The 22,317-nt window shown below is 69.9% G+C and carries 20 protein-coding genes; 1 reads left to right on the top strand and 19 read right to left on the bottom strand.

The window, feature by feature from the left end:
• Positions 1-16 precede the first annotated feature (16 nt).
• Positions 17-3,535 carry a DNA polymerase III subunit alpha gene (gene dnaE / locus RR49_RS06390; RefSeq protein WP_084603823.1) on the bottom strand — a complete coding sequence of 1,173 codons (3,519 nt, stop codon included), beginning with the start codon at positions 3,533-3,535 and terminating at the stop codon, positions 17-19.
• Positions 3,536-3,604: 69 nt separating this feature from the next.
• On the opposite strand from dnaE, the gene RR49_RS06385 reads away from it, so the two are divergent.
• Positions 3,605-4,081, top strand: a complete 477-nt coding sequence (locus tag RR49_RS06385) for an NUDIX hydrolase (RefSeq protein ID WP_045247242.1) — start codon at positions 3,605-3,607, stop codon at positions 4,079-4,081.
• Positions 4,082-4,090: 9 nt separating this feature from the next.
• Here RR49_RS06385 and RR49_RS06380 read toward each other — a convergent pair whose 3' ends face one another.
• The 18 genes from RR49_RS06380 to rsmH form a co-directional block, all read right to left on the bottom strand.
• Positions 4,091-4,663 (bottom strand): GNAT family N-acetyltransferase, encoded by a 573-nt coding sequence (locus RR49_RS06380; protein WP_045247241.1) that lies wholly within the window; start codon positions 4,661-4,663, stop codon positions 4,091-4,093.
• A gap of 48 nt (positions 4,664-4,711) precedes the next feature.
• Positions 4,712-5,632 (bottom strand): RluA family pseudouridine synthase, encoded by a 921-nt coding sequence (locus RR49_RS06375; protein ID WP_045247240.1) that lies wholly within the window; start codon positions 5,630-5,632, stop codon positions 4,712-4,714.
• 1 nt (position 5,633) lies between these two features.
• Positions 5,634-6,308, bottom strand: a complete 675-nt coding sequence (locus RR49_RS06370; protein WP_045247239.1) for a signal peptidase II — start codon at positions 6,306-6,308, stop codon at positions 5,634-5,636.
• A 39-nt stretch (positions 6,309-6,347) separates the two neighbouring features.
• A complete protein-coding gene (locus RR49_RS06365) occupies positions 6,348-6,941 on the bottom strand; it encodes a DivIVA domain-containing protein (RefSeq protein WP_045247238.1) in 594 nt (197 codons plus the stop codon).
• Positions 6,942-7,046: 105 nt separating this feature from the next.
• Complete coding sequence (locus RR49_RS06360) at positions 7,047-7,349, bottom strand: YggT family protein (RefSeq protein ID WP_045247237.1); 303 nt, start codon at positions 7,347-7,349, stop codon at positions 7,047-7,049.
• Positions 7,350-7,354: 5 nt separating this feature from the next.
• Positions 7,355-7,816, bottom strand: coding sequence for a cell division protein SepF (locus RR49_RS06355; RefSeq protein WP_045247236.1), 462 nt, complete (start codon positions 7,814-7,816; stop codon positions 7,355-7,357).
• Positions 7,817-7,846: 30 nt separating this feature from the next.
• Positions 7,847-8,536, bottom strand: coding sequence for a YggS family pyridoxal phosphate-dependent enzyme (locus tag RR49_RS06350; protein ID WP_045247235.1), 690 nt, complete (start codon positions 8,534-8,536; stop codon positions 7,847-7,849).
• A 71-nt stretch (positions 8,537-8,607) separates the two neighbouring features.
• Positions 8,608-9,759, bottom strand: a complete 1,152-nt coding sequence (ftsZ, locus tag RR49_RS06345; RefSeq protein WP_045247234.1) for a cell division protein FtsZ — start codon at positions 9,757-9,759, stop codon at positions 8,608-8,610.
• Positions 9,760-9,994: 235 nt separating this feature from the next.
• Positions 9,995-10,888 carry an FtsQ-type POTRA domain-containing protein gene (locus tag RR49_RS06340; RefSeq protein WP_245610959.1) on the bottom strand — a complete coding sequence of 298 codons (894 nt, stop codon included), beginning with the start codon at positions 10,886-10,888 and terminating at the stop codon, positions 9,995-9,997.
• 182 nt (positions 10,889-11,070) lie between these two features.
• The gene (gene murC / locus RR49_RS06335; protein WP_045247232.1) at positions 11,071-12,474 is read right to left on the bottom strand and encodes a UDP-N-acetylmuramate--L-alanine ligase; all 1,404 of its coding nucleotides are present in this window, start codon (positions 12,472-12,474) and stop codon (positions 11,071-11,073) included.
• A 67-nt stretch (positions 12,475-12,541) separates the two neighbouring features.
• Complete coding sequence (locus tag RR49_RS06330; protein WP_045247231.1) at positions 12,542-13,615, bottom strand: UDP-N-acetylglucosamine--N-acetylmuramyl-(pentapeptide) pyrophosphoryl-undecaprenol N-acetylglucosamine transferase; 1,074 nt, start codon at positions 13,613-13,615, stop codon at positions 12,542-12,544.
• Positions 13,612-14,892, bottom strand: coding sequence for a putative lipid II flippase FtsW (ftsW, locus tag RR49_RS06325; protein ID WP_045247230.1), 1,281 nt, complete (start codon positions 14,890-14,892; stop codon positions 13,612-13,614). Before ftsW ends, RR49_RS06330 begins: the two co-directional genes overlap by 4 nt.
• Complete coding sequence (gene murD, locus RR49_RS06320) at positions 14,846-16,396, bottom strand: UDP-N-acetylmuramoyl-L-alanine--D-glutamate ligase (protein WP_045247229.1); 1,551 nt, start codon at positions 16,394-16,396, stop codon at positions 14,846-14,848. Before murD ends, ftsW begins: the two co-directional genes overlap by 47 nt.
• On the bottom strand, positions 16,393-17,502 hold the full coding sequence (gene mraY, locus RR49_RS06315; RefSeq protein WP_045247228.1) for a phospho-N-acetylmuramoyl-pentapeptide-transferase: 1,110 nt from the start codon (positions 17,500-17,502) through the stop codon (positions 16,393-16,395). The genes murD and mraY overlap by 4 nt, the downstream gene beginning before the upstream one ends.
• Positions 17,499-18,911, bottom strand: coding sequence for a UDP-N-acetylmuramoyl-tripeptide--D-alanyl-D-alanine ligase (locus RR49_RS06310; RefSeq protein WP_045247227.1), 1,413 nt, complete (start codon positions 18,909-18,911; stop codon positions 17,499-17,501). Before RR49_RS06310 ends, mraY begins: the two co-directional genes overlap by 4 nt.
• 4 nt (positions 18,912-18,915) lie before the next feature.
• Positions 18,916-20,706 (bottom strand): peptidoglycan D,D-transpeptidase FtsI family protein, encoded by a 1,791-nt coding sequence (locus tag RR49_RS06305; protein WP_045247226.1) that lies wholly within the window; start codon positions 20,704-20,706, stop codon positions 18,916-18,918.
• A gap of 4 nt (positions 20,707-20,710) precedes the next feature.
• Entirely contained in the window at positions 20,711-21,313 is a 603-nt protein-coding gene (ftsL, locus tag RR49_RS06300; protein ID WP_048809148.1) for a cell division protein FtsL, read from the bottom strand.
• Positions 21,310-22,263 carry a 16S rRNA (cytosine(1402)-N(4))-methyltransferase RsmH gene (rsmH, locus tag RR49_RS06295; protein ID WP_045247225.1) on the bottom strand — a complete coding sequence of 318 codons (954 nt, stop codon included), beginning with the start codon at positions 22,261-22,263 and terminating at the stop codon, positions 21,310-21,312. The genes ftsL and rsmH overlap by 4 nt, the downstream gene beginning before the upstream one ends.
• Positions 22,264-22,317: the final 54 nt, after the last annotated feature.

Genomic DNA, 22,317 nt, shown 5'->3' with positions numbered 1-22,317 from the left:
GTGGACCGGGCGAGGGTCACCCGAGGCAACCCGGTCCGAGCAGGCCCTTGAGCTCGCCGTACAGGTCGGCGGTGACAGTGACCGGATGCGGCACCTCGAACACCTTCGCAGTGCCGGCGCGGTGCAGTTTCAGTACCACCTCGGTGTCTCCGGGGTGACGGCGCAGGGTCTGGGCGAGCTCGCCGATCACTCGCTCCCCCGCGCGCTGCTCGTTCAGCACGAGCACGAGCGGGCCGGATGCCTCGACGGCGCCGAGGTCAGGCTGGAACGCGCTCTGCGCGTGAAGGTTGAGCCCGTCGTCGCGCCGTGACACGCGCCCCCGCACCACGAGGATCGCGTCGGCTTGGAGCATGCTCTGGAACTCGGTGTAGGTCTTGCCCATGAACATGACCGTGACCTCGCCGTTGAAGTCCTCGACGGTGATCATGCCGTACGGGTTGCCGCTGGCTTTCGCGACGCGGTGCTGCACGCTCGTCACCAGACCCGCCACGGTGACCTGCGCGCCGTCGTCGATGTCCTCGGACGCGAGCAGATCGTGGATGCCGATCGATGCGTGCTTGGCGAGCGGGATCTCCAGGCCCGCGAGCGGGTGGTCGGACACGTACAGTCCGAGCATCTCGCGCTCGAAGGCCAGCTTGTCCTTCTTCGTCCACTCCGGGCGCTCGGGCACCTTGGCGGGCAGTGCCTCCTCGGCCTCGTCGTAGAGGCTGTCGAAGTCGAAGCCCACGGCGCCCGTGGCCTCCTTGCGCTTGATGTCGACGGCCGCCTCGACGGCGTCCTCGTGGATCTCCAGCAGCGCGCGACGGGTGTTGCCCATCGAGTCGAAGGCGCCGGCCTTGATGAGCGACTCGACGGTGCGCTTGTTCGCCGCGTGGACAGGCACCTTGTCGAGGAAGTCGTGGAACGAGGTGAAGCCGACGTCGCGGCGGGCGTGGACGATCGCGTCGACGACGTTGGAGCCGACGTTGCGCACCGCGCCGAGGCCGAAGCGGATGTCCTCCCCGACGGCCGCGAAGTAGTTGATCGACTGTCCGACGTCGGGCGGGAGCACGCGGATTCCCATGCGACGGCACTCGTTGAGATAGAGCGCCATCTTGTCCTTCGAGTCGCCGACGCTCGTGAGCAGGGCGGCCATGTACTCGGCCGGATAGTGCGCCTTGAGGTACGCGGTCCAGTAGGACACGAGCCCGTAGGCGGCCGAGTGCGCCTTGTTGAACGCGTAGTCCGAGAACGGGAGCAGGATCTCCCAGAGCTTCTGCACCGCGTCATCCGAATAGCCGTTGGCGTGCATGCCCGCCTGGAAGCCCTCGAACTGCTTGTCGAGCTCGGATTTCTTCTTCTTGCCCATCGCGCGGCGCAGGATGTCGGCCTGTCCGAGGCTGAAGCCGGCCACCTTCTGCGCGATGGCCATGACCTGCTCCTGATAGATGATCAGGCCGTAGGACGTGCTCAGGATCTCGGCGAGCGACTCCTCGAACTCGCGATGGATCGGCGTGATCTCCTGCAGACCGTTCTTGCGAAGCGCGTAGTTCGTGTGCGAGTTCGCGCCCATCGGTCCGGGCCGGTACAGCGCGATGACGGCCGAGATGTCTTCGAAGTTGTCGGGCTTCATGAGGCGCAGCAGCGACCGCATCGGCCCGCCGTCGAGCTGGAACACGCCGAGCGTGTCGCCGCGCGCGAGCAGCTCGTACGACTCCGGGTCGTCGAGGCCGAGCTCTTCGAGAACCAGCGGCACGCCGCGGTTGGCGGCGATGTTGTCGAGGGCGTCGTTGATGATCGTGAGGTTGCGCAGCCCCAGGAAGTCCATCTTGATGAGCCCGAGGGACTCGCACGCGGGGTAGTCGAACTGCGTGACGATCTGGCCGTCCTGCTCGCGCCGCATGATCGGGATGATGTCGATCAGGGGCTCGGACGACATGATGACGCCCGCCGCGTGCACGCCCCACTGACGCTTCAGGTTCTCGAGCCCGACGGCCGTGTCGAAGACCGTCTTGGCTTCCGTGTCGGTGTCGATCAGCGCACGGAACTCGCTCGCCTCTTTGAAGCGCGGATGCTCCTTGTTGAACATGCCGTCGAGCGGCATGTCTTTGCCCATGACCGCGGGCGGCATCGCCTTCGTGAGCTTCTCCCCCATGCTGAACGGGAAGCCCAGCACCCGGCCGGCGTCTTTGAGCGCCTGCTTCGCCTTGATCGTGCCGTACGTCACGATCTGGGCGACGCGCTCGCTGCCGTACTTCTCGGTGACGTACTGGATGACCTCGGCGCGACGACGGTCGTCGAAGTCGACGTCGAAGTCGGGCATGGAGACACGGTCGGGGTTGAGGAACCGCTCGAAGATCAGACCGTGCTGCAGCGGGTCGAGGTCGGTGATGCGCATCGCATAGGCGGCCATGGACCCCGCGCCGGACCCGCGGCCCGGACCCACCCGGATGCCGTTGTCCTTCGCCCAGTTGATGAAGTCGGCGACGACGAGGAAGTAGCCGGGGAAGCCCATCTGCACGATCACGCCGGTCTCGTACTCGGCCTGGGCGCGCACCTCGGCGGGGATGCCGTCGGGGTAGCGGAAGTCGAGACCCTTCTCGACCTCCTTGACGAACCAGCTCTCCTCGGTCTCACCCTCGGGCACCGGGAAGCGCGGCATGTAGTTCGCCGCGGTGTTGAACTCCACGTCGCATCGCTCGGCGATCAGCAGCGTGTTGTCGCACGCGACCTCGTGGTCGCGGAAGATCTGCCGCATCTCGGCGGGCGACTTCACGTAATAGCCGTCGCCGTCGAACTTGAAGCGTTTCGGGTCGTCGAGGGTCGAGCCGGACTGCACGCACAGGAGCGCCGCGTGGCTCGACGCGTCGTGCTGGTGCGTGTAGTGCAGGTCGTTCGTCGCGACGAGAGGGATGTCGAGGTCTTTCGCGATCTTGAGCAGATCGGTCATCACCCGCCGCTCGATGGAGAGTCCGTGATCCATGATCTCGGCGAAGTAGTTCTCCTTGCCGAAGATGTCCTGGAACTCGGCAGCCGCGGCGCGCGCCGCCTCGTACTGTCCGAGACGCAGACGCGTCTGCACCTCGCCGGACGGGCAGCCCGTGGTCGCGATGAGCCCCTTGCTGTAGGTCTGCAGCAGCTCGCGATCCATGCGCGGCTTGAAGTAGTAGCCCTCCATGCTCGACCGGGACGAGAGCCGGAAGAGGTTGTGCATGCCCTCGGTCGTCTCGGAGAGCAGCGTCATGTGGGTGTATGCGCCCGAACCCGACACGTCGTCGTCGTTCTGTTCGGGCGTGCCCCAGCGCACCCGGGACTTGTCGGTGCGGTGGGTGCCCGGGGTGACGTAGGCCTCGATACCGATGATCGGGGTGATGCCGGCATCTTTCGCGGTCTTGTAGAACTCGTACGCGGCGAAGGTGTTGCCGTGGTCGGTGACCGCGAGCGCGGGCATGCCGAGGCGGACCGCCTCCTGCACCATCGGCCCGATGCGGGCCGCACCGTCGAGCATCGAGTACTCGCTGTGCACGTGCAGGTGAACGAAGGAATCGGCTGCCACGCGTCGAGTCTAGGTCGACCCTCGGACACGGCGTCGGCGACCCTCGTGCCGCTCCCCTATCGTGGGCCTGTGCCCACCCCCGACTTCGTGCTCGAGCTGCGCCGCTTCGTCGGCACCCGCCCCCTGCCGCTCGTCGGCGTGACCGCCGTCGTCGAGCACGAGGGGATGCTCCTGCTCGGCAGGCGCAGCGACAACGGCGCACTGACTCCCGTCACGGGCATCGTCGACCCGGGCGAGGAACCCGCCGATGCAGCGGTGCGCGAGGCCGCGGAGGAGGCCGGCGTCGTGATCGTCGCCGAGCGACTCGCGTCCGTGCACCAGATCCCGCGTGTGACCTACGAGAACGGCGACCAGAGCGACTACCTCGACCTCACGTTCCGGTGCCGCTGGATCTCGGGCGACCCGTTCCCCGCCGACGGCGAGATGACGGATGTCGCGTGGTACCCGGCCGATCCGCTGCCCGCCGAGATCGGTCCCGAGATGCGGCGACGGATCACCGCCGCCCTCGCCCCTGACGCCGAGGCGCGCTTCGAGGGCGGTCGCTGACCGTCGCGCTCACGCGAGCACGCGCCGTGCGATCACCCGGGGATGCCCGTCGAGCACCGACGCGGTCTCTGCCGCGCGGATGAAGCCGTGCTGCTCGAAGAGGGCCAACGTGCCGACATAGGCCATGGTCTGCTCGATGCGCGCGCCGCCGTTGTCGAGTGGGTACCCCTCGATCGCCGGAGCCCCGCTGTCGGCAGCGAAACGCACCGCTCCGTCGAGCAGGTGGTGCATGATCCCGCGCCGCTTGTGGCCGGGTCGCACTCGGAAGCACCAGACCGACCACACATCCAGATCGTCGAGGTGCGGGATGACGCGCGAACGCGCGAACGTGGTCTCGCGCCGCGGGTGCGCTGCGGCCCAGCCGACCGGCTCGTCGCCGTCCCACGCGACGACCCCCGGCGCCGGCTCGACCGCGCACCACGAGCGGATGACAGCGGCCGCGCCGGCAGCATCGAGCTCGCGTGTCTCGCGCGACGGCAACCGGTAGCCGAGGCAGGTGCACACCCGGGCCTTCGGACTCTTCGCGCCGACGAGCGTGAGCACCGCTGCGGCATCCGTCGCCGCGCGTACCTCGATCACCATGCGCTCAGTGTGGCCGCGGCATCCGACACCGACGTCAGCGCGCGCTCGTCAGTCGCCGCGCAGGACGGCCAGGGCGTGCGCGAGGTCGGGCGCGTAGGGGCTCTCGAACGAGACCCATTCCCGCGAGACCGGGTGCGTGAACGCGAGCCGATGCGCGTGCAGCCACTGCCGCGTGAGCCCCAGCCTCACCGAGAGGGTCGGGTCGCCGCCGTACAACGGGTCACCCACGCACGGATGCCGGTGAGCGGCCATGTGCACGCGGATCTGGTGGGTCCGGCCCGTCTCGAGGTGGATCTCCAGCAGGGATGCCGCGGGAAACGCCTCGATCGTCTCGTAATGCGTCACGGAGTCCTTGCCGGCGGGCGTGATGGCGAACTTCCAGGAGTGCGAAGCGTGCCGCCCGATGGGCGCGTCGATGGTGCCCGCGAGCGGATCGGGATGCCCCTGCACGACGGCGTGGTAGATCTTCTCGACCTCGCGCTCCTTGAAGGCGTGCTTCAGCTCGGTGTACGCGCGTTCGCTCTTGGCGACGACCATGAGACCGCTCGTTCCGACGTCGAGACGGTGCACGATGCCCTGGCGCTCGGGTGCGCCGGTCGTCGCGATGCGGAAGCCCGCGGCGGCCAGGGCGCCCAGCACGGTCGGGCCTTCCCAGCCGAGCGAGGGATGGGCGGCCACGCCCGCGGGCTTGTCGACCACGACGATGTCATCGTCGTCGTGAACGATGCCGAGATCGGGCACGGCCACGGGGATCACTTCGGGGTCGCGCTTCGGCTCCCACGCGACATCCAGCCATGCGCCGGCGCGCAGCCGGTCGGACTTGTCGATCACCGCACCGTCGACCAGCACGGTGCCGCCATCGATGACCTCCGCCGCGAAGGTGCGGGAGAAGCCGAGCAGCTTCGCGAGCCCGGCGTCCGCCCGCGCGCCGTCGAGGCCGTCCGGAACCGGGAGGCTACGGCTGTCCACGTCAGGCGCGCGTCGGCGTCGGGCCGGGCTCGTCGGCGGGCGGTGCAGGCCGCGAGGCGTCGTCCTCCCCCTCCGTCTCGACCTCGTCGGATGCGTCTGCGCCCGTCGACTCCGCGCCCGACACATCATCGCCGGCCGGCGAGTCATCAATCCCGTTCGGGGCGTCATCGTCCTCGAACGCCGCACCCGCACGGGGCTCACGTGTTCCGTCGAACCGACGACCCGTGAGGACGAGCAGGGCGACGCCGATCATCATGGTCGTGATGAAGATGTCCGCCACGTTGTAGATCGCCGGCATGAGCCACGGCGTCGAGATGAAGTCGACGACGTGCCCCACCGGGAAACCGGGGGCGCGGAGCACCCGATCGGTCAGATTGCCGAGCACACCGCCGAGGAGGAGCCCCAGCACGACCGCCCATGCGCGCGAACGCACGCGGGTCAGCGCGAGCCAGATGATGCCGAGGGCGACCAGCATGAGGGCGATCGTGAACACCCAGGTCACGCCCTCGCCGAGCGAGAAGGCCGCACCCGAGTTGCGGATCAGATAGAACCCGAGCAGGTCGCCGATGATGGGCACGTTGCGCTCCGGGGGGAGCGTGAGAATCGCGAAGTGCTTCGCAAACTGGTCGGCGGCCAGCACCAGAATCGCGAGAATCGCGATGGTGGTACCGGCCACCGCCGCACGAAGCGGGGGTCGAACCGTCAAGGAACGCGCTTACTGACCGATGGCCGAGACGGGCGTCTGGTCGGAGCCGCTGCTGGTCGAGTCGAGGTCGCGAAGCTTGCCCTCGAAGTAGCTCCGCAGCTGCGAGCGGTAGTCGCGCTCGAACTGGCGCAGCTCGTTGATGCGGGACTCGAGCGAGCCGCGCTCCTTCTCGAGGCGGGCGATCTCGTCACGACCGCGCGCCTCGGCGTCGCCGATGATGACGGCGGCCTGGGCCTTCGCCTCGGCCACGAGCTGCTCTCGCTGAGCCTTGCCCTCGGCGACGTGCTCGTCGTGCAGGCGCTGCGCGAGCTCCAGGATGCCGGCGGTCGCCGCCGCGCCCTCGACGGGGACGGCCGCGGGGGCCGGAGCGGGAACGGGCGCCTCCTCGACGGCGGGCGCGGGGGCCGGAGCGTCGGGGGCGGCGGCAGCGCCGGCCTCGAGCTCGGCGATCTTGGCCTTCAGCTCGTCGTTCTCGGTGAGCGCCTTACGCCACTCGACGACGATCTCGTCGAGGAAGTCATCCACCTCGTCAGGGTCGAAGCCCTCCTTGAAACGCACGTGCTGGAACTGCTTGGTGACGACGTCATCCGGAGTCAATGCCATGAGATCTTCCTCTTTCAGGTGGCGGCGGTCGGTAGGAGGGATGTGCCCGCTTCTCGGGCCGCTTCAGAAAAGCATAGCCCCGGGCTTCGGGGGGAGCGGAAGGGTTCAGGACGACGCGAGATAGCTCGTCACCGACATCAGCACGAAGCAGAGCAGCAGGGTGATCGTGAACGCGAAGTCGATCGCGACGGGTCCGATGCGCAACGGAGGGATGACGCGCCGGAACATCCGGATGGGCGGATCGGTGACTGTGTAGACGATCTCCGCGACGACGAGCCCCGCCCCCCGCGGCCGCCAACCTCGGTTGAACATCGGGATGTAGTCGAGGATCAACCGGGCGAACAGGACGAAGACGAACACCAGCAGCAGGATGTTCGCCACGGATGCGACGAGGCGGACAACCTCCACGGCGATTAGGGCGCGAACGGGACCGACTCGGGGTCGGCCTGGGCGATCGCGCCGTCGCCGGAGACGGCGATGTTCTCGGGGGACAGCAGGAACACCTTGCTCGTCACGCGCTCGATGCGTCCGAACAGGCCCATCGCGAGCCCGCTGGCGAAGTCGATCAGACGGCGCGCGTCGGCGTCGCTCATCTGGGACAGGTTGATGATGACCGGCACACCGTCACGGAAGCTCTCGGCGATGTTCTGCGCGTCGCGGTACTGCTTCGGGTGCACGGTCAGGATCTCGTTCAAGGATGCCGCAGCGGGCTGTCGCACGACGGCCGGACGGTGGATCGGGGTCACCGGTGCTGCCGCCTTCTCGACATGACGCTCCTCCTTGCGGGACGCGCGAGGAGTGGGCTCCTCCTCGTAGACCTCTTCCTCGTCGGCGAGGCCCAGGTACACCATGGTCTTCTTCAGCGGGTTCGACATCGCATCCTCCGTTTGCTGTCTGGATCGAGGCTAACCGCGCTCGGGCCGCGGACCCGTGATTGCCGAGCCGATCCGCAGGTGTGTCGCGCCGGCGGCGATCGCCTCCTCGAAATCCCCCGTCATTCCGGCGGAGATCCACCGGGCGTCGGGGTCGATCGCCCGCAGGCGCTCGGAGAGCCGGGCGACACGCGCGAACGCGTCGGCCGGCGCCTCATCCAGAGGCGCGACCGCCATGAGTCCGCGCAGGCGGAGGGTGGGGCATCCGCCCACGTGCTCGGCGAGACGCTCGAGGTCGGCGGGGACGACGCCGCCGCGCCCCGGGTCGTCCGTGAGGTTGACCTGCAGCAGCACGTCGAGGGCGGGATCGCCCTCCGCCGCCGCCGCGTCGAGCGCGTCGGCGAGCCTGTCCCGGTCGACGGAGTGAACGACCTGCGCGGCCGCGCGCACGGCGCGCGCCTTGTTGGTCTGCGCCTGGCCGATGAAATGCCAGCGGATGCCCCGTGCGGCCCCGATCTCGTCCGCTTTGAGGGTGAGCTCCTGCTGACGGTTCTCGCCGAACTCGGTGACGCCGAGCGCCAACAGGTCGCGCACGAGGTCGGCGGGGTGGAACTTCGTGACGACGATGCGGGTGATCTCCTGCGGCGCTCGGCCGGAGGCTACCGCCGCGGCGGCGATGCGCTCGTCGACGACAGTGAGGCGCTGGGCGAGGGTGTCGGGCACGGTGTGCTCCCGGGTGGAGATTCTCCGGCGGGCGGCTCGGGCTCACGCCCGCCGGAGAACGGCGAACGGACCTACTTGAGGAAGTCCGGGATGTCGAGGTCGTCCTCGCCGAAGGCCGAGTCGTACGGCGCCGGGTCGGAGACACCGGCGTGCACCGGCACGGCGAACGAGGTGTCGTCGTCGCGCGGGTCGTCGACCGCGGCGACGGCCGCCGTCGGCGCGGGCGCAGCGGCGGCGCGCGCGGAGCCGAGCACGGGCTCCAGGCGCGGCGACGGCTCGCCGCCGTCGAATCCGGCGGCGATGACGGTGACGCGAACTTCGTCTCCGAGGGTGTCGTCGATGACGGTTCCGAAGATGATGTTGGCTTCGGGGTGCGCGGCCTCCTTGACGAGCTGCGCCGCGTCGTGGATCTCGAAGATGCCGAGGTTCGAACCGCCCTGGATCGAGAGCAGCACGCCGTGCGCGCCTTCGATCGATGCCTCGAGCAGGGGCGACTCGACGGCGAGCTCCGCCGCCTTGATCGCCCGGTCGGCGCCGCGTGCGGAGCCGATGCCCATGAGCGCGGATCCCGCGCCCTGCATGACCGACTTGACGTCGGCGAAGTCGAGGTTGATCAGGCCCGGGGTGGTGATGAGGTCGGTGATGCCCTGCACGCCGGCGAGCAGCACCTGGTCGGCGGTGGCGAAAGCCTCGATCATCGAGATGCCGCGGTCGCTGATCTCGAGGAGTCGGTCGTTGGGCACCACGATGAGGGTGTCGACCTCTTCCTTGAGGCGTCCGACGCCCGCCTCGGCCTGGCTCTGGCGACGACGGCCCTCGAACGAGAAGGGCTTGGTCACGACGCCGATGGTCAGCGCACCGATCGATTTCGCGATCTTCGCGACGACGGGGGCGCCGCCGGTGCCCGTGCCGCCGCCTTCGCCGGCCGTCACGAACACCATGTCGGCGCCGGCGAGGGCCTGCTCGATCTCGTCGGCGTGGTCCTCGGCGGCGCGGCGGCCCACCTCGGGGTCGGCGCCGGCACCGAGACCGCGGGTCAGCTCGCGGCCGACGTCGAGCTTGACGTCGGCGTCGCTCATGAGCAGAGCCTGTGCGTCGGTGTTCACGGCGATGAACTCGACGCCGCGCAGACCGAGCTCGATCATGCGGTTGACGGCGTTCACGCCGCCGCCGCCCACGCCGACCACCTTGATGACTGCGAGGTAGTTCTGGTTCTGGCTCATGCCGGCCTCCGTCTCGTCCCGAACCCTGTTCCGGCACCCGGGCCGTCAACCTTCACGTTCAACATGAACGTTAAAGAATTGCCCGGTATGCAATTTCTCACTCGAAGGTAAGCGGCCGGAACGCGGCGCGGTCGCAGCGCGCGCGCGTGTCGCGACATCCTTCTCGGAAATCGATGCGGCGACGCTCGCTCACCCGGCCCGGCCGTTCCGGCCGTGTCGCCGTCGAGTCAGCGGGTCACTGCACGACGATCGCGCTCGGAGACGACACGTCATACACGTGCACCCCCTGCGGCGGCCTCGACACCATCATCGTCTCGAGCACCTTCGCCTTCTCGGCGCTCTCGTCGGCACTCCCCCATACGATCCGGGTCCCGGTGCCGCCGATCGTGAGCGTCACGTCGTCGGCGGTCTGCGCGCTGCCCGCCGTGACGATCGAGCGCAGCTGCGCGGGCAACGCCCGGATCACCGCACCGAGCGCACGGAACGCCGCCGACGAGGTGTCGCTCACCGTCAGCGCGGGATAGCCCGACGGCGGCGTCGACGACATCGACAGCTGCACGCCGGCCGCATCCACCAGCGAGTACCCCGACGGGTACTGGATGAACCCGACCGGGGTGCGCTCGACGATGCGCACCACCAGGTCGTGCGGAGGCTGCGCCTCCACCGTGTACGTCTCGATGAGGGGGAACTGCACCAGAGCCGCTTTCACGGCCGACTCGTCGACGGCCGCCAACGGGGTGCCGATCTGTCCGGAGAGGGCGTGTGCGACGGTCTGCGCGTCGAGCTGGGACGTGCCGACCACATCGACCCGCTGCACGGCGAACAGCGGACTGTACGCCGAGCCGATGCTCGCCGCGATGAGCAGCACGACGGCGGCGACGACCGACAGCCACACGATGCGCCTGCGACGCTGGCGAACGGTGAACCGACGCACCTCCGAGCGGATCGCGCGCCGCCGCGCACGCGCGGACCGCCACACGTCGCCGAGACGAACCGTCGACTCCGCCGCCGCCGGCGGCCCCGCGGGAGCGTCGACGGGGACCGCTTCCCGGTCGACGGGCCGCAGCGGTTCGGGCGCGAACAGCGGTGCGTCGTCGATCCACTCCGGCATCGGCGCGGTCTCCTCCACCGCCGGCTCCGACGGGCGTCGTCGAGACGCGGACGCACGGGCCGGGATCTCCCGCCGCTGCGCTTCCGGCGCCGACGCCGGCACCGCATCGGATGCCGCGCCACGCGCGGATCCGCCGCGATCGGCCGCGGCGCGGCGCGGCGGCTCCTCCGGCGTGGGCAGCGGGGTGGGCCGTCGCACCGTCAGACCCCCGCGGGCTCGGTCTCGAGAGCGGCCAGCACCTGCGGGATGATCCGGTACACGTCCCCGCAGCCGAGGGTGATCACGACGTCGCCGTCGCGGGCGACGCCGGCCGTGTAGTCGGCGGCGGCCTGCCAGTCCGGGACGAACGCGACATGCGCGGCATCCGTGAAGTCGTCGCTGACGAGTCGGCCCGTCACTCCCGGCACCGGATCCTCGCGGGCCCCGTACACGTCGAGCACAACGGTGTGGTCGGCCAGACTCTCGAGCACCTCGGCGAACTCGCGGTGCATCTCCTGCGTGCGCGAGTAGGTGTGGGGCTGGTGCACGGCGATGATGCGTCCGCCGTCGGCGAAGGTGCGGGTCGCGGCCAGGGCCGCGGCGACCTCGGTCGGGTGATGCGCGTAGTCGTCGAAGACGCGCACGCCCCGGCGTTCGCCGTGGAGCTCGAGGCGCCGCACGGTGCCGGCGAACCCGGTCACGGCGTCGGCCGCGGCGGCGAGCGGGTAGCCGAGCGTCAGCAGTACGGCGACCGCACCGGCGGCGTTGATGGCGTTGTGCACGCCGGGAACGGCCAGACGCACCGAGGCCGACTCCCCCGCGTGGTGCAGCGTGAAGGCCACCGGACCGTCCGTGCGCACCTCGGCGACGCGCACGTCAGCGTCGTCGGCGAAGCCGAACGAGATCACGTGAGGATGCGTCGTGGCCGCCCGCACGCGCAGCGCGCCCGGGTCGTCCGACGAGATGACGACCGCCCGCGTGGCCGCGTCGGCGAAGCGCACGAAACCATCGAAGAAGGCATCGCGGGTGCCCCAGTGGTCGAGATGATCGGGGTCGACATTCGTGATCAGCGCGATCGCGGTGTCGTACAGCAGGAAGGTGCCGTCGGACTCGTCGGCTTCGATGACGAACAGGTCGTCGGCACCGGACCCGCTGGAGACGCCGCGGTCGGCGATCACGCCACCGCTCACGAAGTTCGGGTCGGCGCCGAGCGCGCCGAGCGCGGTCACGATCATGCCGGTCGAGGTCGTCTTGCCGTGGGCACCGGCCACCGACACGAGCGGGCGCGAGCCGATCAGCCAGTGCAGCGCCTGCGAACGGTGGATGACCGCGAGACCGCGCTGCTTCGCCGTGACGAACTCCGGGTTCTCGGGCCAGATCGCCCCGGTGTGCACGACGGTGTCGGCGTCGCCGAGGTGCGCGGCGTCGTGACCGACGTACACGGTCGCGCCCGCCTCAGCCAGCGCGCGCAGGGCGGCACTGTCGGAGCGGTCGGAGCCCGACACCCGGATGCCGCGGGCCAGGAACATGCGGGCGAGGCCGGACATCCCCGAGCCGCCGATGCCGATGAAGTGCGCGGCGGTGATGTGCTCGGGAATCGGCAGGGTGAGGTCGGGTCTGATCATGACCCGTCAATCCTAGGCTCGCCGATCCTGCACGAGCCGCGGGCGCGCGGGCGCCGCCGCGAGACTCTCAGCGACCCAGTGCCCGGTCGATGAGGGCGACCACGTTCTCGGCGCCGTGCCGGGTGCCGACGAGGGAAGCGGCATCCGTCATCGCCTGGAGCGCCGCGGCATCGGCGAGCAGCGGTACGACCTCGGACCGCACCCGGTCAGGGGTGAACTCCCCGTCGGCGATCAGCCTCGCGGCACCGGCGCGCACAGCGGAGGCGGCGTTGAGCGCCTGCTCGCCGTTGCCGACCGCGTAGGGCACGTAGACCGCGGGGATGCCGAGCGCGCTGATCTCGCTCACCGTCGCCGCACCCGACCGCGACACGATCGCGTCGGCCGCGGCGAACGCGAGGTCCATTCGGTCGACGTAGCGCCGCAGCGCGTAGCCCGTCGCACCCGGGTCGGCGAGATCGGAGCGCTCCCCCGTCACGTGCACCAGCTGCCAGCCGGCATCGAGCACGTCCCGCCAGGCGCCGCCGAACGCCTCGTTGAGCCGCTGCGCGCCGAGCGAGCCGCCGAACACGAGCAGCGTCGGGCGCGCCGGATCGAGCCCGAACGCCGCCGCACCCTCGGCCCGGCGCGCCGACCGGTCGAGATCGACGATCTCGCGACGCAGCGGCATCCCGACGACCTCGGCTCGCCGCAGCGGCGTGCCCTCGAACGCGACCCCGACGGCGGCCGCGCGGCGCGCGCCCAGCACGTTCGCGAGCCCGGGCTTCGCGTTGGCCTCGTGCACGACGAACGGCACGTGCTCGCGGCGCGCGGCGACATAGGCGGGAGCCGCCGCGTACCCACCGAACCCGACGACGACATCGACGCCGCGCTCCCGGATGTCGCGACGCACCGCCCGCACCGCTCGCGCGAAGCGACGCGGGAAGGCGAGGGCCGCGCGGTCGGGGCGGCGCGGGAACGGCACTTTGTCGATGAAGAGCAGCTCGTAGCCGCGCAGCGGCACGAGGCGCGCCTCGAGGCCCTCACGGGTGCCGAGAACCAGGACGGATGCCTCGGGTTCGCGCGCACGCAGCGCGTCGGCGACGGCGAGCAGCGGGTTCACATGACCGGCGGTTCCCCCGCCGGCGAGCAGGTAGGTGGTCACCGCGCGACATCCTCCACGGGTCGGCGACCGCGCGGGGCCGGGGCCGCGGCGGTCGTGACGACCGGGGAGGTGAGCGCGACCGGCTGCGGCAGCGATCGCGTGAACGACAACAGCACGCCCGACGCGAACAGCACGGACACGAGGGACGTGCCTCCCTGCGAGACGAACGGCAGCGGCACGCCCAGCACCGGGAAGATGCGCAGCACGACGGCGATGTTCATGAACGCCTGCGCGGTGATCCACGTCACGATCGCGCCCGACGCGACCCGCACGAATAGGTCGTCGGTGCGACGGATGATGCGGAAGATGCCGACCGCGAGCACCACGAACAGCGAGAGCAGAAGGAGGCATCCGACGAGCCCGAGCTCCTCCCCGACGATCGCGAAGATGTAGTCGTTGGGCGCGGCCGGCAGCCAGTCGTACTTCTCCTTGGAGTTGCCGAGGCCGAGGCCGAAGATGCCACCTCCGGCGAGACCCCAGATGCCGTGCAGAGGCTGGTAGCACTCGTTGTAGTAGCACGACGCGGTATCCGGATTCAGGAAGCTCAGGATGCGCGCGAGACGGTTCGAATTGGTCACGGCGAAGACGAAGCATCCGGCCACGAAGACGACGAGCGGGAGCACGAAGATGCGCAGCTTGACGCCCGAGAAGAAGAGGGCGCCGATGAGCAGCGCCACAAGCACCATCGTGGTGCCGAGGTCGCCGCCGGCGAGCACGGTGCCCATCGCGAGCAGTGCTCCCGGAACGACCGGCACGTACACGTGGCGCCAGTTCGACAGCAGCGGGCCCTTGCGGGCGAGCACGGCCGCGATCCACAGCGCCATGCCCATCTTCACGAACTCGCTGGGCTGCGCCTGGAACGGACCCACCTGGATCCAGGCCTGGTTGCCTCCGGCGTGGACGCCGAGGCCGGGGACGTAGACGAGGAGCTGCACGAGGAGGGCGAAGATCAGGAACGGCCAGGCCATGCGCTTCCAGAACCCGACCGGCATCCGCGAGGCGATGAACATCAAGGGGATGCCGACCGCCGCGAACAGGGCCTGCTTCAGCACGGCCGAATACGGGTTCCCCCCCGACTCCGTCGCTGTCGCGGAGGTGGCGGAGAGGATCATGACCAGCCCGAACCCGGTGAGCACCAGCACGGTCGAGACGATCACGAGGTATTCGCCCGGAAGCGGCGTGAACACGCGCCCCAGATGGATGCGGGCGGCGATCCCGCGCCGCCCGGGGTCAGTGTCCGGAGGTGTCGCCGGGGGCGTCTGGGTGCGATCCTCCACCGGCGTTCCTCTCGATCCAGTCCTTCACCGCTGCGGCGAACTTGTTGCCGCGGTCGGCGTACGACGCGAACTGGTCGAAGGATGCCGCGGCGGGGGCGAGCAGCACGACGTCCCCGTCACGGGCGACCTCGCCGGCAGCCTGCACCGCGCGCGCCATGACGCTCTCAGTCTGAGCGTGGTCGACCTCGATGAGGGGCACCTCGGGCGCGTGTCGCTGGAACGCCGCGACGATCGCCGTCCGGTCGACGCCGATCACGACGACGGCTTTCGCGCGACCGCCTCGCGCGGCGACGAGCTCCCCGATGTCGACGCCCTTCAGCAGTCCGCCGACGACCCAGATCGCGCCCGGGTATGCGGCGAGCGACGAGGCCGCGGCATGAGGGTTGGTCGCCTTCGAGTCGTCGACCCACACGATGCCGCCGGCACGGCCGACGACCTGGATGCGGTGCGGGTCGAGCGTGAAGTTCTCGAGGGCGGTGCGGATCGCGGCGGGGGCGACATCGAGCGAGCGGGCGAGGGCGCTGGCGGCCAGGATGTTCGCGACGACGTGCGGGGCGGCGAGGTCGCGGGCGGCGAGGTCGGCGACGGTCGTCAGCTCGAGGGCACTGGTGCGGCGCTCCTCGAGGAACGCCCGGTCGACGAGGATGCCGTCGACGACGCCGAGGTCGCTCGGGCCGGGCACGCCCAGGTCGAAGCCGATGGCTCGGGCGCCCTCGACGACCTCGGCCTCCTCGACCATGCGGAGGGTCGCAGCGTCTGCCTTGTTGTACACGCACGCGACCTTCGTGTGGCGGTACACGACGGCCTTGGCGTCGCGGTAGGCCTCGAAGGAGCCGTGCCATTCGAGGTGGTCGTCGGCGAGGTTCAGGCAGACCGCGGCGTGGGGCGACAGCGGCTCGGGGCCGCTCTGCAGCCCGAGATACCAGAGCTGGTGACTGGAGAGTTCGACGACGAGCACGTCGAACCCGAGCGGGTCGCGCACGGCGTCGAGCACGGGCACGCCGATGTTGCCGCAGGGCGCCGCACGCAGCCCGCCCTCGACGAGCATCGTCGCGGCGAGCCGGGTCGTGGTGGTCTTGCCGTTGGTGCCGGTGACGAGCACCCACTCGGCCGGCGTGCCGTCGGCGCGCAGCACCTTGTCGCGCACCCGCCAGGCGAGCTCGACGTCTCCCCACAGGGCGATGCCCGCGTCGCGCACGGCCTCGATGACCGGATGCCGCGGCGAGAACCCCGGGGATGCGATGACCACATCGGGCGCGAAGTCGGTGAGCGCCGCAGGAAGGGCGTCGAGCGGACCGAGGTGGAGGGCGGCGCCGATGACGGGCAGGAGTGTCGCGTACTCCTCGTCGGCGTTCTCCGTCAGCACGAGCACCTCGGCACCGAGCTCGGCGACCGTGTCGGCGACGGAGAATCCGGTGACCGAGAGGCCGAGCACCGCGACGCGCACGCCGGACCAGTCGGCGTGCCAGCTGGTGAGGGTGTCGAGCCGCGAGGCGGCCGTCACAGGCGCACCAGCCACTCCACGTAGAACAGGCCGACGCCGGAGAGTGCCAGCAGGCCCGCGATGATCCACATGCGCACGACGATCGTGATCTCCGCCCAGCCACGCATCTCGAGGTGATGGTGCAGGGGGCTCATGAGGAACAGCCGCTTGCCTCGGGTCAGTTTGAAGTAGACCCGCTGGAGGATGACGGACCCGGAGGCGATGACGTAGACGCCGGCGATGACGACGAGCAGGATCTCGGTGCGGGTGAGGATCGCGAGGGCGGCGATCACGCCGCCGATCGACATCGACCCGACGTCGCCCATGAACACCTTCGCCTTCGGCGCGTTCCACCACAGGAACCCGACCAGTGCGCCGATGAACGAGGCGGCGATGATCGCGAGGTCGAACGGGTCCCGGGTCTGATAGCAGGCCTCGCTGAGTCCGGCGTGCGCCGTCACGGCGTCACAGGGCTGCTTGAACTGCCAGAAGGCGACGAGGGCGAGGGCGCTCGTGACGAAGATGGCCGAGCCCGCCGCGAGGCCGTCGAGCCCGTCCGACACGTTCACGGAGTTGGAGCTCGCCACGCCGAGCAGGGCGATCCAGGCGAGGTACAGGATCCATCCGATCACCGCGCCGAGCGCCATGAACGACAGCCACGGAACATCGCGGAAGAGCGAGACGAACGGGCTTGCGGGGGTCTGTCCGTCGCCGTTCGGGAAGTTGAGTGCGGCGATGCCGAAGACCACGACGACGACGCCCTGGCCGGCCACTTTGCGCCAGCCGCTGAGACCCAGGCTGTTCTGCCGCCGCACCTTCATGAAGTCGTCGATGAACCCGACCACACCGAAGCCGACCATCATCCAGATCACCAGGAGCCCGGAGATCGTCGGCGGATTCCGGCCGACGAACGTGCCGATGAAGTAGCCGACGAGCGTGCCGACGATGAAGATCGTGCCGCCCATGGTCGGCGTGCCGCGCTTGGCGCCGTGGCTCGGGTTGTGGATGTTCTCCGGGGTGCGGATGACCTGACCCCAGCCCCATCGGCGGAAGAGGCGCAGGAAGACCGGCGTGAGGAACAGTGTGAACGCGAGGGAGATCGCGGCGGCGGTCAGCAGGGATCTCACGAGAACGATTCTCCCAGACGGTCGCCCAAGAATCGCAGACCCGCCGAGTTCGACGACTTCACGAGCACGCGGTCGCCGTCGCGGAGCTCGGTGAGCAGGTAGTCGTAGGCCTCGTCGGCGGTCGCGAAGAACACGGCCTCGTCGCTCCACGACCCCTCGGCCACGGCGGCGAGGAACATCCGTCGGGCGGCGGCACCCACGATCACGATCCGCTGGATACGCAGTCGCACCGCGAGTTCGCCGATACGGTCGTGCTCCTCGCCGGCGTACTCGCCGAGCTCGCTCATCGCGCCGAGAACCGCGACTGTGCGCTCGCCCTCGCCGGTGATCTGGGCGAGGGTGCGCAGAGCCGCGACCATCGAGTCGGGGCTCGCGTTGTAGGCGTCGTTGATGATGCGCACACGGTCCGAGCCGAGCGGCTGCATGCGCCAGCGCTCTGCGAGCTCGAGGGTCTCGAGGCGGGCGATGGATGCCGCGAGCTCGACACCGAGCGCGCCGGCCGCCGCGATCGCGGCGAGGGCGTTGTTGACGTGGTGGGCGCCGAGCACCCGCAGCCGGACCGGCAGCGCCTGTCCTCCGGCGTGCACGGTGAAGGCGGTGCCGGACGCGGAGACCGAGACATCCGTCGCCTGCACGTCGGCCTCTGCGGAGTGGCCGAACCAGCGCACCTCGCCGTCCTTCTCGAGGGCGATCGGCGCCATGCGGCGCACCCGCTCGTCGTCGCGGTTCAGCACGGCGACGCCGCCGCCGCGCATCGCGTGGACGAGCTCGGATTTCGCGAGGAAGGTCGCCTCGATACCACCGAAACCGCCCGCGTGGGCCATGCCGACCATGAGCTCGACGACCACGTCGGGGGTGACCAGCCCCGCGAGTCGGGCGATCTCGCCCGGTCCGCTGGCACCGAACTCGCTCACGAGGAACCGCGTGCCCGCCGTCACCCTCAGCATCGTCAGCGGTGCACCGACCTCGTTGTTGAACGACGCGCGCGGCGCGACGGTCTCCCCTTCGGCCTCGAGGATGCGGGCGAGCATGTTCTTGGTCGTGGTCTTGCCGTTGGATCCGGTGATGCCGACGATCCGCAGATCCCCCGCCGCCCGCACGCGCCCGACGACCTCGCGGGCGAGTTCGGCGAGGGCGACGACGACGTCGGCGACGACGATCTGGGAGACGGATGCCGCCACCTCCCGCTCGACGATGGCGAGCGCCGCGCCCGCGGCGACCGCGGCGTCGACGAACAGATGACCGTCGGTGGTCTCGCCGGGCTTGGCGACGAAGATGTCGCCGGGTGCGATCTGGCGGGAGTCGGTGTCGACGAGTCCGGACACCACCGTGTCAACGGCGTCGGAGGCGGCCGTCACGAGACGGCCATGCAGGACGTCGGCGATCTCGCCGAGGGTGAGCGCGATCATCCGCTCAGCCGAACTTGGGCAGCGTGACCGGCTGCGCGTCGTCGGGGAGCACCCGGTAGGTCTTCAGAACCTGGGTCATCGCCTTCTGGAACCCTTCTGCGTTGGCCGCCGACGAGGTTATCGTCTGGGGCTCGTTCAGGGTAATCGCGACAAGGTACTGGGGGTTGTCGGCGGGGGCGAACCCGATCAGGGTCGTGAAGTACGCGCCGACCTTGTAGCCGCCGGTCGCGGCGTCGTACTGCTGACCGGTTCCGGTCTTGAACGCGAGGACGTAGCCCGGGATGGAGACGGCCTTGGCGAGCGGGCCCTGGGTCGCGACGTTCTCGAGGATGTCGGTGACCTGCTGAGCGGCATCCGTGCTCATGACCCGGGTCGCGGCCGGCTCGGCCGGGGTGGTGACGGTGCCATCGGACGCCGTGCAGGACTGCACGAGCTTCAGCGGGATCTTCTCGCCGCCGTTGGCGATCGCCATGTAGGCGGTGAGCAGCTCCGGGACGGTCGTGGTGAGGCCCTGGCCGTAGGTCGTGTCGTAGATCTTCTGCCGGTCCCAGGCGCTCACCGGCGGCAGATCGCCCTTCGCCTCGCCGATGAAGCCGACGGCGCTGCCCTGTCCGATGCCGAACTTCTGCAGGTAGCCGTAGCGCACATCGGGGGCGAGCTGGGATCCGAGGATCGACGCACCGACGTTCGAGGAGTCCATCAGCACTCCGGCGAGCGTGTACAGCTCCGTGCGGTGGTTCGAGTCATCCACCACCGTCGCCCCGTTCGGGAAGGTGATGCGTCCGGGAACCGATGCCGTCGAGGTGGCGGTCGAGGTGCCGGAATCGATGAGCATCGAGGCGGTGAGGGCCTTGAAGGTCGAGCCGGGTTCGAACGTGTCGGTGAAGATGTGGCTGCGCCAGTACTCGGGCGCGGTCGCGTTGATGTTGTTCGGGTCGACCGTCGGGTACTCCGCGGCCGCACGGATGTCGCCGGTCTTGATGTCGACCACGGTGATCGTTCCGCTGACGGCGGCGCGTTTCTGCACCTGTTCGGCGATGAGCTGCTGCATGTACCACTGCAGATCGCGATCGATCGTGAGAGTGACGGTGCCGCCGTCCACGGCGGGTGTCGTCTCCTCCGTACCCGGGATCATGACACCGTCTTTGCCGCGCTGATAGCGCACGACGCCGTTCGTCTGCTGCAGGCACGACTGCTGCGAGAGCTCGAGACCGGCGAGGGCCTGCTCGTCCGAGCCGACGAATCCCACGAGGTTGCCGGCGACCGCACCGTCGGGGTAGGTGCGCACGGGGTGGGTCGGGAAGGAGAGGTAGGGCAGCCCGAGAGCGGAGAGCTTGGTGTACGCATCGGTGTCGACGGCTTTCGCGAGGATCGCGTACTGCGATTTCGGGTTGACAGCGAGCGCGTCGCTGACCACCTTCTCGACGTCGGCCGGGGTCTTGCCCAGGATCGACGCGATCTGGGCGGCGGCGGCCGACCAGCCGATGCTCGCCGTCGTTCCGTCCGACTGCTTCTGCGACACGGTCGAGCTGGTCGTGCTCGGGTCGATCTGCACGTCGTAGCGGGTCACGGTGCCGGCGAGCACGTTTCCGTACATGTCGACGATCGAGCCGCGGGTGCCGTTGACGGTGCGCTCGACGCCGTAGCCGAGCGTCATGGCCTGCTGCACGTTCGCATCCGCGTTGACGACCTGGATGTCGACGAGCCGGACCGTGAAGACGGCGAGCACGGCGAGCACGATCGCGAAGCCGACGACGGTGCGACGCCGCGTGCTGCGGCTGTTGCGGGACGTCATGGATTCAGTGTGTGGCCGGGGTCGGCAGCCCGTCGGTCAGCGCGGGGGGTGTCGCCGGATTCGCAGCCGCCGCGGAGGCGGCCGGGGCCGGCGTGGGCGCGATGGCTCCGTTGATCGTCGCCTGCGCGTTGCTGACGAGCGGCGTCGTGGCGATGAGGGCGTTCGGCACCGAGCCGTTGCCGAGAGCGTCGAGGGAGGATGTCGCGTTCGACGCGCGCTGCGGTCCGAGAACCGCGCCGTCGCTCAACCGCAGGTAGCTGGGGCTCTGGCCGGTGACCATGCCGAGTGCCGCGGCGTTCGCCGCAAGGTACTGGGGCGAGGTGAGACCCATGATCTTGTCGTTGAGCACCTGCTTCTGCAGGTTGAGCGTGCGCTGCTGCTGCGCCACTGACGAGATGTCGAAGGTCGACTGTGTGGTCAGGATGGACAGTCCCATCTGAGCGCCGGCGATCAGCAGCGCCCCGATGACGGCGACCACGGCATAGGCCACTCGCGGCCGGCGTCGTCGCGCCGGCGCGACGACGCGGAGCGGGCGGGGGGTGGAGACGAGGAGGTCCTCGTCGAGCAGGTGGGGATGCGCGACCGGCGCGACGGTGGCGGTGCTCATGCGGCGTCACGGATCCTCTCGACGGCGCGCAGGCGCACGGGTGCGGAACGGGGGTTGCGGGCGCGCTCGGCGTCGGACGCCTGCTCGGCCCCCTTCACGAGCAGACGGAATCGAGGGGCGAACTCCTCGAGCTCGACCGGGAGCCCCCGCGGCGCGGTCGATGTCGATGCCTCGGCGAACACACGCTTGACGAGCCGATCCTCGAGCGACTGGTACGACATCACCACGAGGCGTCCTCCGACACGCAGCGCGTCGAGAGCGGATGGAATCGCGCGCTCGAGCACGCTGAGCTCGCTGTTGACCTCGACCCGCAGGGCCTGGAACACCCGTTTCGCGGGGTGCCCCGCATTCAGGAGCGCAGCCGGCGTCGCGGCCTGCAGGATGTCCACGAGCCGTCCGGAGCGATCGATGGGCGCGTCGGCACGCGCGGCGACGATCGCGCGCGCGTAGCGTCCGGCGAGTTTCTCCTCGCCGTAGCGCTCGAAGATGCGGCGGAGGTCGCCTTCGCCGTAGCCGGCCAGCACATCGGCCGCGGTGACGCCGGCGGACTGATCCATGCGCATGTCGAGGGGCGCGTCCCGCGCGTAGGCGAAGCCGCGGTCGACCTCGTCGAGCTGCAGCGAGGAGACGCCGAGGTCGAACAGAGCACCATCGATGCGTGCGATGCCGTTCGCGGCGAGGGCCGCGGGGAGGCCGTCGTAGACCGTGTGGACGAAGATGACGCGGTCGGCGAAGGGTGCCAGGCGTTCAGCGGCGATCGCGAGTGCGTCGGTGTCCCGGTCGAGACCGACCAGGCGCACGCGCGGGTGGCGCTCGAGGAGCGCCTCGGCGTGACCGCCCATGCCGAGCGTCGCGTCGACGACGACCGGCGCGTCGGCCCGGAGCGCAGGCGCGAGCAGCTCGAGGTAGCGCTCGAGCATGACGGGGGTGTGGATGTCGCGGAGGTCCATGTCTGCGGGGCCGGTCCCCCGACCCCGATTCCCAACCGCGTCGACCTGGCACCG

This window comes from Microbacterium ginsengisoli, from assembly GCF_000956535.1.
In the GTDB taxonomy this organism is placed as follows: Bacteria; Actinomycetota; Actinomycetes; order Actinomycetales; family Microbacteriaceae; genus Microbacterium; species Microbacterium ginsengisoli.
Note: the sequence above shows the minus strand (reverse complement) of the source record. Positions and strands in the feature narration are given on the sequence as shown.

What these genes read in the sequence shown, in the direction of transcription:
- RR49_RS06305 (WP_045247226.1), bottom strand. Translation starts at nt 20,706, where the DNA reads ATGACGTCCCGCAACAGCCGCAGCACGCGGCGTCGCACCGTCGTCGGC.
- ftsZ (WP_045247234.1), bottom strand. Translation starts at nt 9,759, where the DNA reads ATGAGCCAGAACCAGAACTACCTCGCAGTCATCAAGGTGGTCGGCGTG.
- RR49_RS06380 (WP_045247241.1), bottom strand. Translation starts at nt 4,663, where the DNA reads ATGGTGATCGAGGTACGCGCGGCGACGGATGCCGCAGCGGTGCTCACG.
- RR49_RS06365 (WP_045247238.1), bottom strand. Translation starts at nt 6,941, where the DNA reads ATGGCATTGACTCCGGATGACGTCGTCACCAAGCAGTTCCAGCACGTG.
- rsmH (WP_045247225.1), bottom strand. Translation starts at nt 22,263, where the DNA reads ATGGACCTCCGCGACATCCACACCCCCGTCATGCTCGAGCGCTACCTC.
- ftsL (WP_048809148.1), bottom strand. Translation starts at nt 21,313, where the DNA reads ATGAGCACCGCCACCGTCGCGCCGGTCGCGCATCCCCACCTGCTCGAC.
- RR49_RS06310 (WP_045247227.1), bottom strand. Translation starts at nt 18,911, where the DNA reads ATGATCGCGCTCACCCTCGGCGAGATCGCCGACGTCCTGCATGGCCGT.
- murC (WP_045247232.1), bottom strand. Translation starts at nt 12,474, where the DNA reads ATGATCAGACCCGACCTCACCCTGCCGATTCCCGAGCACATCACCGCC.
- RR49_RS06355 (WP_045247236.1), bottom strand. Translation starts at nt 7,816, where the DNA reads ATGTCGAACCCGCTGAAGAAGACCATGGTGTACCTGGGCCTCGCCGAC.